Genomic DNA, 12816 nt, shown 5'->3' with positions numbered 1-12816 from the left:
ACCCCACCACGCCCGTCCCCCATCCCAATGGCACCCCCCTTCACGTCAAGTTGATTGCTGTAACTTCACCCCAACGTGTGGCGCGCGCCTTCCGTGAATCGTTCCCGCACTCCAGAGCGCTCCGGACCCCGCTAGCGTTTCCCGACAGGCGCCCCAGCCCCCGGTGGCCTCGGACGATTGGCACCCGCTGCGCCGCACTCCTCCCTGGATGCGTCGGCGCCGGCGCTGGGGGGATGTATGCGGCAGGACGAACTGAGTGAATATGCGCGTGAGGACGCCGAGCAGCCTCCGCGCGTGTACGGACTCGACCAGGCGGTAGTGATCGAACTGCACGGCGACGTCGACCTCGTGGCCTACCAGCGGACGGTGTCGCTGATGGACACCGTCACCGCGGGATCGGAGCCGGTGGTGGTCATCGACCTGAGCCAGGTCGACTTCGTCGACTGCTCCGGGCTCTCGCTGCTGATGCGGGCCCATCGGCGGGTGACGGCCAGAGGAGGCAGTCTGCGCATCGTCTGCGCCCACCCGATGACGTTACGCATGCTGCGCGTCACCAAGCTGACGTCGGTCCTGTCGCCGGCGCCGACGCTCGCCGCGGCACTGCTCGCACCGCACGACCGCGAAGGACCCTGACGGGCCGACGCGAGCCGGTCCAGGGCGGGGGACACCGCCCGGCCGGTGCGCGTCGGCCGTCGCCGTCGAGCACGCCGCGTCGTACACGCCATGTCGAACACACCGTGCCGAGCGCGCTGTTCGGCGTCAGCGGCTCCGCACCGGTCGCCTGCGCGGCTTCGCCGGCTCGTGGTGGCGCTGGTAGTGATCGCGCCAACGCGGCGTGGCGGCACCGCCCATGACCGTCATCACCACGTCGTGGGCGAGGGAGTCCGTGACGGGCAGGTGCCCGAAGAGGACCCGGTGGTAGGTGGTGGCGCCCAGCATGTCCAGGAGCAGGTCGATGTCGGCCTCGGGACGGATGTCGCCACGCTCGATGCCGCGCCGCAGGGCCGCCTCGGTGGTGACCCTCCTGGGGCGGAAGATCGTCTCGGTGAAGACGCGGTTCAGCTCGGGGTCGTCGGCCAGTTCGGCCATCAGGGCGGGCAGCGTACGTCGGCCGAGGCTGCCGCCGAAGGCGCGGCTGAGGGTGTCGATGCCTTCGATCAGATCGCAGTGCGTGCACCCCGTGTCGGGCGTGGGCGCCGTGCCCATCGTGTCGGCGAGGGCGGCGATGACGAGGTGCTGCCGGGACGGCCAACGGCGTCGGATGGCCGGCTTGGTCGTGCCGGCGAGCCGCGCCACCGCCTCCATCGTCAGGCCGGGATAGCCCACCGACTCGAGGAGTTCCTGCGTCGCCGTCAGGATCGCCTCGTCGAGCCGGGTGTCGCGCGGGCGTCCCGCGGGACGGGCGGCGCGGGGCTCGGGGTCGGGGGTTGCCATGGGAGCCAGTATAGGTAGCATGTCGTTTCGTTCCGATCCGGATCGAAATATAAGGAGGGGCTGCCTTGTCCCAGCAGGAGTCGTCGTCCGACGGCACGCTCACCGACCGTGCGGCACGCGGGGGAAGCACGTCGTCCCGGTCGCCCGGGCCGTCCGGCTCGCCCCGTGACAGCGGGCGCGAGAGTGTCTTCCGATCCCCCTACGCGGCCCTGACCTGGGGCATCGTGCTCTCCGTGGGGCTCGTCGCCTTCGAGTCCATGGGCGTGGCCACCGTCCTGCCAGAGATCGCGGGGAGGCTCGGCGGCCTCGGCGCCTACGGATGGGGGCTGTCCGCGCTGATGCTGGCCAACCTCATCGGCACCGTCGCCGCGAGCCGCGCCTCCGACCGGCGGGGCCCCGCACGGCCGTTGGCCCTCGGCCTCGCCGTCTTCGCCGTCGGCTGTGCGCTGGCCGGGTCGGCGCCCGACTGGCCGCTGTTCCTCGCCGGGCGCTTCCTGCAGGGGCTCGGTGTCGGCGCCGTCATGGCCCTCGCGTACACGGCGATCGCGCTCGCCTATCCGCAGCGGCTGCGCGCCCGGATGTTCGCGCTGGTGTCGGGCGGCTGGACGGTCCCGTCCCTGATCGGGCCGACGATCGCCGCACTGATCTCCGACCACATCTCCTGGCGCGGCGTGTTCGTCCTGCTGCTGCCACTGGTCGCCGTGGCCGCGGCGCTCGCGCTGCCTCCACTGCGCCGCCTGGGCAGGCCCGAGCGGGCTGCACATGCGGACGCCGACTCGCCTGCGGACACCGGGCCGTGGTGGACCACTCCGGTGGCACGGAGCGTCTTGCTCGCGGCCGGCACCGGCGTTCTCCTGGCCGGCCTCGAACTGCGCCGGCCGGCCTTGCTGATCCTGCTCGTGCTGGCCGGCGGCGCCACAGCCGTCGTGGCGCTGCGCTCGGTCACCCCCGCCGGCACGCTCAGCGCGCGGCGCGGGGTGCCGGCCGGTGTGGTGCTGCGCTTCCTGCTCTGCGGCGCGTACTTCGGGAGCGAGGCGTTCCTGCCGCTCGGCCTGGTCGAGCTGCGCGAGTTGAGCGCCACGGAGGCCGGCCTCGGCCTGTCGGCGGGCGCGATCACGTGGGTGCTCGGGGCCGCCTGGCAGGGCAGGGCCGACAGCCGCTGGAGCGGCCGGTCACGGGCGGTGCCGATCGCCGCGGGGTTCGTGGTCCTGCTCGTCGGCATCGTGGTGATGGCGCTCGGCGTCCTGGTCGACGCGACGCCCGCGCTGACGGCCGTGGCGGGCTGGGCGATCGGCGGTGCCGGCATGGGCGTGGCCTTCAACGCCGCGACCACCGACGCCATGGAACAGGCCCCGGCCGACCGGCAGGGCGAGGCCAGCGGCGCGATGCAGCTCGCGCAGACGCTGGCCGTGGCGGTCCTCAGCGGCCTCGGCGGCGCGGCGCTCGCGTTCTCCGACGCCCATGGCTCGTCGGTGTCGACCGCGCTGACGGCGACGTTCGCGCTGACCGCGGCGCTGGCGGCGGCCGGGGTCCTGTTGGCGCGGCGGATCAGGCCGGGGGTGGGGTGATGGTGAGGCGGCGGGCGAGGTGAGGAGACTCCCTGGGAAGGGGCTGACAGGTGGGCGGCGTCAAGAACCAAGGGCGGTGAGCCACGTCCTTGGCAGCCCTCTCCGCGAAGCCGGCCCTCCCCTCGACTCGCCGCCCGCCCCTCCTGAACTAGCCGCTCCCCCACAGCCGAGGTGCGACCTCCACCTTCTACCGAAGCGTGCTCTCCACCTTCAGGTACCCGCCCTCGGGCCCCGAAGATCCGGTCCACGGCCGGGTGCGCAGGGTCGGCAACCTGCCACGGCTCAGGGCGAATCGGGGCAGTGAGACCCCGAAGGTCTCCGCTGTCGCGTCCAGGGCGCGGCGCTCGTCCGACCGGTCGGCCGCGGGTCCGGCGGGATCCGGGAACAGGTGGTCCGGCGCGAGCGCCGCGGGGACGTCACCCCGGCCGCGCCTCTCCGTCCCGTGGACCGTGAACGCGTACCGCTCCTCGCCGTCCTCGGCGCAGGCGAAGTGGAAGAGGCCGGGCGCGCACCAGACGGTGAGGGCGCGGGTGCCGCGTGACAGTTCGGTGCCGGGGCTCGTCAGGCGGTCCGCGTCGAAGGCCGCACGGAATATCGACTCGAAGGCGAAGCTCCAGCCGTCCACGGCACCGATCCGCGCGAGGGGGCCGCGGGGCCCGTGGGAGCCACCGCCTCCCTGGACCCGCACGACCTGCAGGTCCCAGAGTTCGTTCTCGGCGCTCACCTGTCCCGGAGCGCCGGTGCCGAACCGCTCGGCCAGTTCCTCCGGCTGAACGCCCTCGACCAGGACGAACCGGTAGCCCTCCGTACGGACTTCACCCCGTCGGTCCCGGTCGGTCAGCCAACCCAGCCCGTCGCGCACCGGCTCCGCACCGGAGAGGGGCTCAGGCATCGTCCCCGCCTGGCCCGCCCGGGGCGTGCGCAACAACTGCCTGCCCCGCTCGGGCGTGACGACCGGCCCGAGCACAGGGTCCCCGAGCAGGCCGAACGGGGCCAAGTGGTCCTCCCTGTACGGCTCCCACCGCGGGACGGCCGCTTCGATCACCCGCCAGGCGGCGTCCGTCTCGCCTCTGCGTGCCAGCTTCCTGGCCTCGGTGACCGCGTGCCCGAACGCACCCGGCGCGGCGTACTCGTAGGTGCGCCGTCTCATCGCCGCGAGGACGACGGCGGCCCGCTCCCTGTCCGTCTCGTAGTCCTCGGTCACGGGGCCGAGGACGAAGCCGTCGTCCCATCCGTGTCGCCGCAGGTGGTCCGTGATTTTCAGCGGCAGTACCTCACCCGCGTACATCGGGTCGTCCATGCGCGGGTCGACCGGTACCCAGCCGCTCCCCTCAAGCACCGCCCGCACCTGCGCGGCCAGCAGGCCCGCTCGCGGTCTGCCGAGCTCCGCCGCCTCCACGAAGACGGCGAGCGCCTCGTCCACCTCGCCTCTCAGGCAGGCCAGTCGGGCGGCCTCCACCCTGGCGTCCAGGTCCCGTGTCACCTCGGTCTCGAAGCCCTCGTGGCCACCGCCCAGACGGTAGAACTCCTTGTACATGTCCTCCATGAACGCGCGGAACGAGTCGTAACGGTCGGGCGGCTCACCGCTCCAGCCGTGCCGTACGTACACCGCCCACTCGCCATCGGCGTCCACGTCTCCCGGGTCGAGCAGGACGTCCGTCATGTCCGAATCGACGGCGAGCTGCAGCGCGCGGCTCCACATGCCGGCCTCCCGCGCCTCGGCGTCGGTCGGGTCCGCGGAGAGCTGCTCCTCGTACAACTTGCGAAGCTCGTACGGATCTCCGTAGGACGTGATGTCGTCGGTCCCCGCCAGCAGGTAGACGAAGCCTCCCGCGTGTCGCCAACCGTCCGACGTCTCAAGGAAGGAGCGCAGCGACGGCGGCAGAGCCACCGTGATCCCGAGCCCGCGGAGCCGCTCCTCCAGAGCCGTCATCCGTGCCGGAGTCGCCGGGGCGAAGCCCAGCCAGCGCTCCCGCACCAGGTCCTCGTCCAGCTCGTCGAACTCCTCCGGCTCCTCCGCCTCCAGGCCGTCCAGCCATTCCTCGCTCCACCGCTTGAGCAGCGGCCCCCACTCGAAGATCTCCATGGGCCCCATCGTGGCACCCGGCACTGACAGCCGGTCCGAGCGCACGCGGCGGCCCGTTCCCGTGGTGCGCGGGCACCAGCGTGTGCGCGGGACTGGTCCGGGCGCACCAGGCGAAGACGGTGGCGGCGGACGATGCCGGGCGGGGCGCCGCGGAGACATGTTGGGGGCGCGTGCATCTCACGCGTTCCCCTGTCTCTGGTTGTGTCTGGTTGCGTCTGGAGTGATCGACAGATGGCGAAAGGGACGTCCACGTCCGAAGCCGTGGTTTCCCCGGTCCGCGTCGGGAGGCCGGCGATCGGTGCCCTCGGCATCCTCGCCCTGGCCCTCGGCGCCCTGCAGTCCGTGGTGGAGCCCGCGCTTCCGCTGCTGCAGGGCGAGTTGGGGGTGAGCCCTGCCGAAGGAGCCCTGATCGGCAACGCCTTGCTCATCACCGGCGCGGTCCTCACGCCCGTCGCGGGCAAACTCGGTGACCGCTACGGCGGGAAGCGGGTGCTGGTCCGGCTGATGGCCGTGGTCTCGGCCGGCGGGCTGCTGGCCGCTCTGGCGCCGAACCTGCCGGTGCTGCTGCTCGGCCAGGTGTTGCAGGGCGTCATGGTGGGCGCGCTGCCCCTCTCCTTCATCCTGGTGCGCAAACACCTCCCCGCGGGAGCGTCACAGGCGGCGATCGGGCTGGTCGTCGCGCTGTTCACGGGCGGCAGCATGGTGGGAATGCTGTTCGCCGGGCCGGTCGCGGAGGGACTGTCCTGGCACTGGATGTTCGCGATACCGACGGCCGTCGTCATCGCGGCGACGCGGGCCGTGGTCCGGCTCGTGCCGCACGATCCGCCGGTCGGGCCGGACAGCGGGATCGACTGGCCCGGGGTGCTCCTGCTGAGCGGCACGTTGCTCGCGTTCATGCTCGGGCTCGTCACGGTGACGCGGGACAAAGGCCTGCCGCCGCTCGCGGTCGGTGCCGTCGCGGTGACCGTGGCCGGCCTCGCGACCGGCTGGGTCGTCGTGGAGCGCCGGGCGCTCTCGCCGATGGTCGATCTGCGCATGCTGGCCAAGCCCGCGATGTGGCACGCGTGCGTGCTCACCCTCGTCGTCACCACCAGTTCGGGGATGGTGCTCTTCCTGCTCCCGCAGCTGTTCGCGGTGTCGGCCGACGGGTACGGCTTCGCGGCGGGCACCACCGACATCGGGCTGTTCCTGCTGCCCGGTGCCGTCGCCGGGGCGGTGAGCGATTCGGTCGGCGGCATCGCGGCGCGGCGATTCGGGCCGCGTTCCGTGGTCGTCGTGGGCACGGTCGTCACGGCGCTCACGCTGATCGCCCTTGCGATGCTGCACACCGCGGAATGGCAGCTCGTCCTCGCGAAGGTGCTGACCGCGTTCGCCGCGGGCGTCGGTACCACGGCGTTGCTCGCCGGCACCGCCACCGCCGTCGGGACGAGGGACATCGGCATCGCCACCAGCCTGCTCGTCGTGACACGAGTGATCGGCGTGGCCCTCGGCGCTCAGCTCGGCGGCGCGATCCTGGCCGCCGGAGCCGACCCGGTGACGGGCCTGCCCGCCGAATCGGACTTCGTCACAGGCTTCGCCGTCGCCGGCCTCGTCGCCGCACTGTCCCTGCTCGTTGTCCGCGTCACGAAGATCCGCGTCAAGTAGATCCACGTCAAGTAGATCCACAGCACGAAAAAGGGAGCCCAGGCATGACACGTACCCCTACCGGCACCGATCCGTCGACGACCACGAGGTCCGCCCGGACGCGCAGTGTGCTGATCTCCGGGGCCAGCGTCTCCGGACCCGCGCTCGCGTACTGGCTGCGCCGGTCCGGGTGGGCGGTCACCGTGGTGGAGAAGGCGGAGGCCCTGCGGGGCGGCGGCTATCCGATCGACATCCGCGGTACCGCGGTCGAGGTCGTCCGGCGCATGGGGATACTGCCGCAGCTGCGGGACGCGCACATCGAATCGCGGCGCTGCACCTTCCTGGACACCGACGGCAGGCACATCGCCTCGCTCTCCCCGAGCGCCGTCGCCGGCGGTGTCCAGGGGCAGGACCTGGAGGTACGCCGTGGCGATCTGGCGGCGATCCTCTACGCGACCGTCCGCGACGACGTGGAATTCCTCTTCGGCGACTCCATCGGCACCCTCGACCAGTCCGCACACGGGGTCGACGTCACGTTCCGCGGCGGGCAGCAGCGTACGTTCGACCTGGTGGTCGGCGCCGACGGCATGCACTCGCAGACCCGGGAGTCCCTGTTCGGCCCCGAGGAACAGTTCCACCGCCACCTCGGCCTCTGCTTCGCCATCTTCACCATGCCGAACGCCTTCGGACTCTCCCACGAGGTCGTGCTGTGGAACGCCCCGGGGAAGGCCGCGGCCCTCTACGCCGTCGGGGACACGGACGAGTTGCACGCCTTCCTCACCTTCCACAGCCCGGAACCGCCCCGCGAAGCCCTCAGGAACCCCGACGCCCGGCGGGACGTGATCGCCACGGCCTTCGCGGGGGCGGGCTGGGAGGTCCCCCGCATGCTCGACGCCCTGCGCGACGCGGACGACCTGTTCTTCGACACGGCCGGGCAGATCCGCATGCCCCACTGGTCCAGCGGCCGCGTCGCGCTCGTGGGCGACGCCGCGTACGCGCCCTCGTTCCTCACCGGGCAGGGCTCGAGCCTCGCGCTGGCCGGCGCCTGCGTGCTCGCCGGCTCCCTGGCCACGAACCGGGACCACACCGCTGCCTTCGCCGCCTACGAACGGGACACGCGCGCGTTCGTGGCCATGAACCAGGCACTGGTCGACCACGGCGCCGCCACGCTCTTCCCCACCACGGCGCGGGCCCTGGCGTTGCGCGATGCGAGGCTGCGTGGCCTCACCGCCATGCCCTTCGCACCGGCACGGCCGGCCCACTCGGCCCTGGCCCTGCCCGAGTTCGCGCCCCTGCCGTGAACCGGGGCCGGCGCGTCGGACCGTCACAGGTCCCCGTGCCGGTCTACGGCGGGCCGTCCGGGGCGGCGTGAGCCAGGCCCGTCCGGTAGGCGATGACGACGAGTTGCGCCCGGTCGCGGGCCTCCAGCTTCGTCATGGCGCGCTGCACGTGGGCCCGTACGGTGAAGGGACTGAGGAACATGCGCTCGGCGATCTCCTGGTTGGACAGCCCGGTCGCGACCAGGCCCACCATCTCGCGTTCGCGCGGGGTGAGCACGGCGAGTTGCTCGGGGTGGTGCGACGGGGTGATGTCCGGCGTGGCGAGGAAACGGGCGACCAAGGAGCGGGTCGCGGCCGGGGACAGCAGGGTGTCGCCGGCCGCGATCGTCCGTACGGCGTCCAGCAGGTCCTCGGCCCCGATGCCCTTGCCGATGAAGCCGCCGGCCCCCGCGCGCAGCGCCTGGGCGACGTACTCGTCGGTCTCGTACGTGGTGAGGATCAGGATGCGGCTGGCCCGCAGGTCCGGGTCCGCGCAGATCTCCGACGTGGCGGTGAGCCCGTCGACCTCGGGCATGCGGATGTCCATGATCACCACGTCCGGGCGCAGCGCGCGGGTGAGCCGTACCGCCTCACCGCCGTCGGCGGCCTCGCCGACGACGGTGATGTCGTCGGCGGAGTCCAGCAGTATCCGGAAGGCGCCGCGCAGCAGGGCCTGGTCATCGGCGAGGAGCACGCGCAGCGGCGTCACAGTTCTCCCCCGGTCTCTCCGTCACCCGTACGTCCCGCGCCGGTCCGTCCCTCTTCTGTCGCTCCGTCAGTCGTGCTTCCCTCTATGGTCGTTGGCCCGTCGGTCCGCCGCGCCGTGCCCTTATCGGGCGGGAGGGGAAGGTGGGCGCGGACGAGGAAGCCGCCCTCCTCGCGCCTGCCCGCGGTGAGTTGTCCGCCGACCGCGGTGGCGCGTTCCCGCATCCCGATCAGACCGTATCCGGGGGGACGGTCCGACGCCGTGGACGCACTCGGTCCCGTACGTGCCGTGGATCCCGCGGACGTTCCCGGGCCCGTGTATGCCGTCGATCGCGCGGGCGGCCTCGGCTCCGTACGCGTACTCCCACCGTCGTCCGCGACGGTGATGGTCACGCGGTCGCGGTCCCAGACGAGCCGCACCCGGGCGCTGCCGGTACCGGCGTGCTTGGTCACATTGGTCAGGGCTTCCTGGACGATGCGGTACGCGGTCAGGTCCACTCCCGGCGGCAGCTGCCTGGCCCTGCCCTCCTCGTCCACCGACACGTCCAGGCCCGCGCGGCGGAAGGACGCAAGGAGCGTGGGCAGCCGGGACAGCCCCGGCGCCGGTTCGGCGGACTCGGCCGCGTCACCGGTCTGACGCAGCAGGCCGACCGTGGCGCGCAGGTCGTCGAGCGCGTCGCCGGTGGTGACGACGAGCTCCCTCAGGCTCTTGCGGGTCTGCTCCGGGCGCGTGTCGAAGAGGTGGGCGGCGACCGTTGCCTGCGCGTTGGCGAGGGTGATCTGGTGGGCCACGAGGTCGTGCAACTCCCGGGCGATGCGCACGCGTTCCTCGGCGACCCTGCGGCGCGCCTCGCTGTCCCGGCTCGCCTCGGCCCGCTGGGCCCGCTCCTCCACGGCAGCCAGGTAGGCCCGCCGGTTGTGCGCCGAGCGTCCGAGTACGCCGGCCACCAGCGGGAAGGCCGCCACCGCCCCCATCCTGCTCGCGTCCTTCCACGACAGGGCGCCGAACACGGGGGTGAAGGCGACCAGGAGCGCCGCGGAGGTGAGCAACACCGCGCTCGCCGCGTGCCGTTCGGTGCGCAGGGTGAGCGAGTACGCGGTGATCACGGCGGGGGCCACGATGAGCGGGCTCAGCAGGAGGCCGAGGAACGGCACCAGCACGCCGGCCGCGGTCGTCACCGCCATGGCGGCCAGCGGCGCCCTGTGCCGTGCGGGCAGCACGGCACAGGACGCCACGGCGATGAAGTAGGCGGCGGCGGGCGGCGCGGCCAGCGTGCTGCCGTCGTCCTGCAGCACACCCCCGAGCAGACAGAGCACGAACGCCGTCGCCGTGATCGTGCCCTCGCGCCACCACGTACCTCGGCCACCGCCGCCTGTGTTCGCCATGGCCGCTTCAGTGCCGGTGCCGGCCGGCGGGGATCCGCGGCCCCGTCACGTCCGGCTCGGGCCCCCACTCGGCCGCGGAGGCCGGAACGTGCCTGCTCAGCCTGTCACCCTCGATGTCCACGTTCTCGATGTCCACGTTCGGCAGCACGCGGTTCAGGATACGGGGCAGCCACCAGGCCCGGTGGCCGAGCAGCGCGAGGACCGCGGGCGCGATCGCCATCCGGACCACGAAGGCGTCGAAGGCCACGGCGGAGGCCAGGCCGACGCCCATCGTCCGGATCGTCGGACTGCTCATCCCGATGAACCCGGCGAACACGCTGATCATGATGATCGCCGCCGCGGCCACCACACGTCCGCTGTGCCGGAACCCGCTGACGATGGCCTCGCCGGGGGACGCGCCGTGGACGTAGGCCTCCCGCATCCGGGTGAGGAGGAAGACCTCGTAGTCCATGGCGAGGCCGAACACGATGCCGATGATGAGGATCGGCATCAGCGACATCACCGGTCCGGTCTGCTCGATGCCGATCAGGTCCGCCGCCCAGCCCCACTGGAAGACGGCGACGAGGACACCGAAGGCGGCACCCACCGACAGCAGGAAGCCGAGCGCGGCCTTGACCGGGACCAGGAGGGAGCGGAAGACCACCGCCAGCAGGAGCACGGCAAGGCCGATGACCACCGTCAGGTACGGGATCAGGGCGTCGGACATGGCTTCGGAGATGTCGATGTTCATCGCGGTGGTGCCGGTCACGAAGACCGCGGCGCCCGTGTCGGTCTCGACGCCGGAGACCGCGCCCCGGATCGCGTGCACCAGTTCCTTGGTCTCGCCGCTGTTCGGCGCGGTCCGCGGGACGGCGGTGAGGACGGCCGTGTCCTTGGTCCCGCTGAACACCGGAGCACCGACCGACGCGACTCCGTCCACCGCCCGCAGGGTCTTGACGGCCAGGTCCGTGGTGGCCCGGGTGTCCCCCGTGCCCGAGGTGTCCACGACGACGGTCAACGGGCCGTTGAAGCCGGGGCCGAAGCCGTCCGACAGCAGGTCGTAGGCGCGGCGCTCGGTGGTCTGCACCGACTTGGACTCGTCCCCGGGCAGGCCGAGTTCGAGGCTCAGCGCGGGCAGGGCGACAGCGCCGAGACCCAGTACGGAGACCAGGAGTACGGCCTGCGGGCGGCGCAGCACGAACCGTGCCCACCGGGTGCCGAGCCCCGGCCGGCCGGCCTCGGCGGGCACCGGGCAGGGGCCACCGGTGCCCGCACGGGTGGTCTTGCGGACGGCGCGGGACAGGATCCGGCGGCCGAAGGAGCCGAACAGCGCGGGGACCAGGGTCAGTGCGACGAGGACGGCGAGGGCCACGGCGCCCGCACCGCCCATGCCCATCTTGGTGAGTTCGGGGATTCCGACGACGCCGAGTCCGATGAGGGCGATGAAGACGGTCGCGCCGGCGAAGACGACGGCGGATCCGGCCGTGCCCACCGCCCGGCCCGCGGCCTCGTCCGGCGCACAGCCCCGGGCGAGCTCGTCGCGGAACCGTGAGGTGATGAACAGGGCGTAGTCGATGCCGACCGCGAGGCCCAGCATCAGGGCCAGGATGGCGACGGTGGACGTCAGGCCCAGCGGTACGGCGAGCGCGGAGACCAGGCCGAAGGCGATGGCCACGCCGACGACGGCGGTCAGCAGCGACAGTCCGGCAGCGACCAGCGATCCGAGGGTGAGGATCAGCACGACCGCCGCCACCGCGACGCCGATGATCTCGGTCGTACCGCCCGGGGACTCCTCCGACTCCAGGGCCGAACCGCCGATCTCCACGGTCAGCCCCGCGTCCCGGGACTGGCCTGCGGCCTCCTCCAGGGCGCTCTTCGTGGACCCGGTGAGGTCGACGGCGTCCGCGGTGTAGGTGATCGTGGAGTAGGCGATGGTGCTGTCGTCGCTGACACCGCCGGTCACGAAGGGGTCGGTGGTCGACGCGACCTGATCGCCCCCGTCCAGCGACCCGAGCGACTCCTCGACGGCCGCCCTGTACTCCTTGGCCGTCACGCGCTGCCCGTCCGGGGCCCGGAACACCAGGCGGGCCTCGGCACCCTGGGAGTTGCTCCGGGGAAAGCGCTCGTCCAGCAGGTCGAACGCCCTCTGCGACTCGGTGCCCGGCATGGAGAGGTCCTCTTCCTCCCCGGAGGGCGCAACGGCGGCGGCGACCGCGGCCAGTACGAGGGCGCCCAGCCAGAGACCGCTCACGAGCCGGCGGCGCCTGAAGGCCCACCGTCCGATCCGGTAAAGAATTGTCGCCACCTGTCGATCACTCCAGACACCGCTAGGCAAGGGGGTTGCGCGGTTCTCGCGCGCCTCCCACACTCCCCTCGCGGCCCCCGCCCGGGCATCGTCCCCGGCTGCCGTCCTGCCGTGGTGCACGGGGACCAGCCGGTGGGGTGTTCTGGTGCGTACGCACCAGGCGCGATACGCGATGGCAGCACGCGAGCCGCCATCCTCGATGCCGTCCTCTACCCCGAACGCGTCAACGTCCGCCGAATCCTCGACGGTCTCGCCGAAGGCAACCTCGGCGCCCTCACCGCCCAGGAAAAGCTCGAGCGCATCAGTACCATCGTCAACGCCACTGACGACTAAACGCCACTGACGACTCGACGCAGCGTCGGCCACGACAGGTGGGGTGGGCGAGCCAGGGCGGAGGGTGGCCGGGCCGGG

10 protein-coding genes are annotated in these 12816 nt (G+C 72.5%); 5 read left to right on the top strand and 5 right to left on the bottom strand.

Annotation, left to right across the window (positions count from 1 at the left end; genetic code table 11):
* Window positions 1-294: 294 nt before the first annotated feature.
* Window positions 295-633 carry an STAS domain-containing protein gene (locus ACZ592_RS01335; RefSeq protein WP_471579407.1) on the top strand — a complete coding sequence of 113 codons (339 nt, stop codon included), beginning with the start codon at window positions 295-297 and terminating at the stop codon, window positions 631-633.
* A gap of 126 nt (window positions 634-759) precedes the next feature.
* Here ACZ592_RS01335 and ACZ592_RS01330 read toward each other — a convergent pair whose 3' ends face one another.
* Entirely contained in the window at window positions 760-1434 is a 675-nt protein-coding gene (locus ACZ592_RS01330; RefSeq protein ID WP_471579406.1) for a TetR/AcrR family transcriptional regulator, read from the bottom strand.
* Between the two features lie 65 nt (window positions 1435-1499).
* Between ACZ592_RS01330 and ACZ592_RS01325 the strand changes: the two genes are divergently transcribed.
* Complete coding sequence (locus ACZ592_RS01325) at window positions 1500-3002, top strand: MFS transporter (RefSeq protein WP_471579405.1); 1503 nt, start codon at window positions 1500-1502, stop codon at window positions 3000-3002.
* 187 nt (window positions 3003-3189) lie between these two features.
* Here the strand turns inward: ACZ592_RS01325 and ACZ592_RS01320 are convergent, their stop codons facing one another.
* Entirely contained in the window at window positions 3190-5088 is a 1899-nt protein-coding gene (locus ACZ592_RS01320; RefSeq protein WP_471579404.1) for an SMI1/KNR4 family protein, read from the bottom strand.
* A 231-nt stretch (window positions 5089-5319) separates the two neighbouring features.
* On the opposite strand from ACZ592_RS01320, the gene ACZ592_RS01315 reads away from it, so the two are divergent.
* A complete protein-coding gene (locus ACZ592_RS01315; protein ID WP_471579403.1) occupies window positions 5320-6732 on the top strand; it encodes an MFS transporter in 1413 nt (470 codons plus the stop codon).
* A gap of 44 nt (window positions 6733-6776) precedes the next feature.
* Window positions 6777-8012, top strand: a complete 1236-nt coding sequence (locus ACZ592_RS01310; RefSeq protein ID WP_471579402.1) for an FAD-dependent monooxygenase — start codon at window positions 6777-6779, stop codon at window positions 8010-8012.
* A 43-nt stretch (window positions 8013-8055) separates the two neighbouring features.
* Here the strand turns inward: ACZ592_RS01310 and ACZ592_RS01305 are convergent, their stop codons facing one another.
* The 3 genes from ACZ592_RS01305 to ACZ592_RS01295 are packed head-to-tail and all read right to left on the bottom strand — an operon-like array spanning window position 8056 to window position 12405.
* Window positions 8056-8739 carry a response regulator transcription factor gene (locus tag ACZ592_RS01305; protein WP_471579401.1) on the bottom strand — a complete coding sequence of 228 codons (684 nt, stop codon included), beginning with the start codon at window positions 8737-8739 and terminating at the stop codon, window positions 8056-8058.
* A complete protein-coding gene (locus tag ACZ592_RS01300) occupies window positions 8736-10121 on the bottom strand; it encodes a sensor histidine kinase (RefSeq protein WP_471579400.1) in 1386 nt (461 codons plus the stop codon). The genes ACZ592_RS01305 and ACZ592_RS01300 overlap by 4 nt, the downstream gene beginning before the upstream one ends.
* Window positions 10122-10128: 7 nt before the next feature.
* Entirely contained in the window at window positions 10129-12405 is a 2277-nt protein-coding gene (locus tag ACZ592_RS01295) for an MMPL family transporter (protein WP_471579399.1), read from the bottom strand.
* Window positions 12406-12516: 111 nt separating this feature from the next.
* Here ACZ592_RS01295 and ACZ592_RS01290 point away from each other — a divergent pair, with 111 nt between their 5' ends.
* Window positions 12517-12738: a hypothetical protein gene (locus tag ACZ592_RS01290; protein WP_471579398.1), complete on the top strand. Its 222-nt coding sequence runs from the start codon at window positions 12517-12519 to the stop codon at window positions 12736-12738.
* Window positions 12739-12816: the final 78 nt, after the last annotated feature.

Source organism: Streptomyces sp. NPDC040622 (assembly GCF_055593965.1).
This window is presented reverse-complemented; position numbering and strand designations above follow the sequence as displayed.

Excerpts from the sequence above, each read along its gene's own strand:
- ACZ592_RS01330 (WP_471579406.1), bottom strand. The coding sequence starts at position 1,434 with ATGGCAACCCCCGACCCCGAGCCCCGCGCCGCCCGTCCCGCGGGACGC.
- ACZ592_RS01315 (WP_471579403.1), top strand. The coding sequence starts at position 5,320 with ATGGCGAAAGGGACGTCCACGTCCGAAGCCGTGGTTTCCCCGGTCCGC.
- ACZ592_RS01300 (WP_471579400.1), bottom strand. The coding sequence starts at position 10,121 with ATGGCGAACACAGGCGGCGGTGGCCGAGGTACGTGGTGGCGCGAGGGC.
- ACZ592_RS01320 (WP_471579404.1), bottom strand. The coding sequence starts at position 5,088 with ATGGAGATCTTCGAGTGGGGGCCGCTGCTCAAGCGGTGGAGCGAGGAA.
- ACZ592_RS01310 (WP_471579402.1), top strand. The coding sequence starts at position 6,777 with ATGACACGTACCCCTACCGGCACCGATCCGTCGACGACCACGAGGTCC.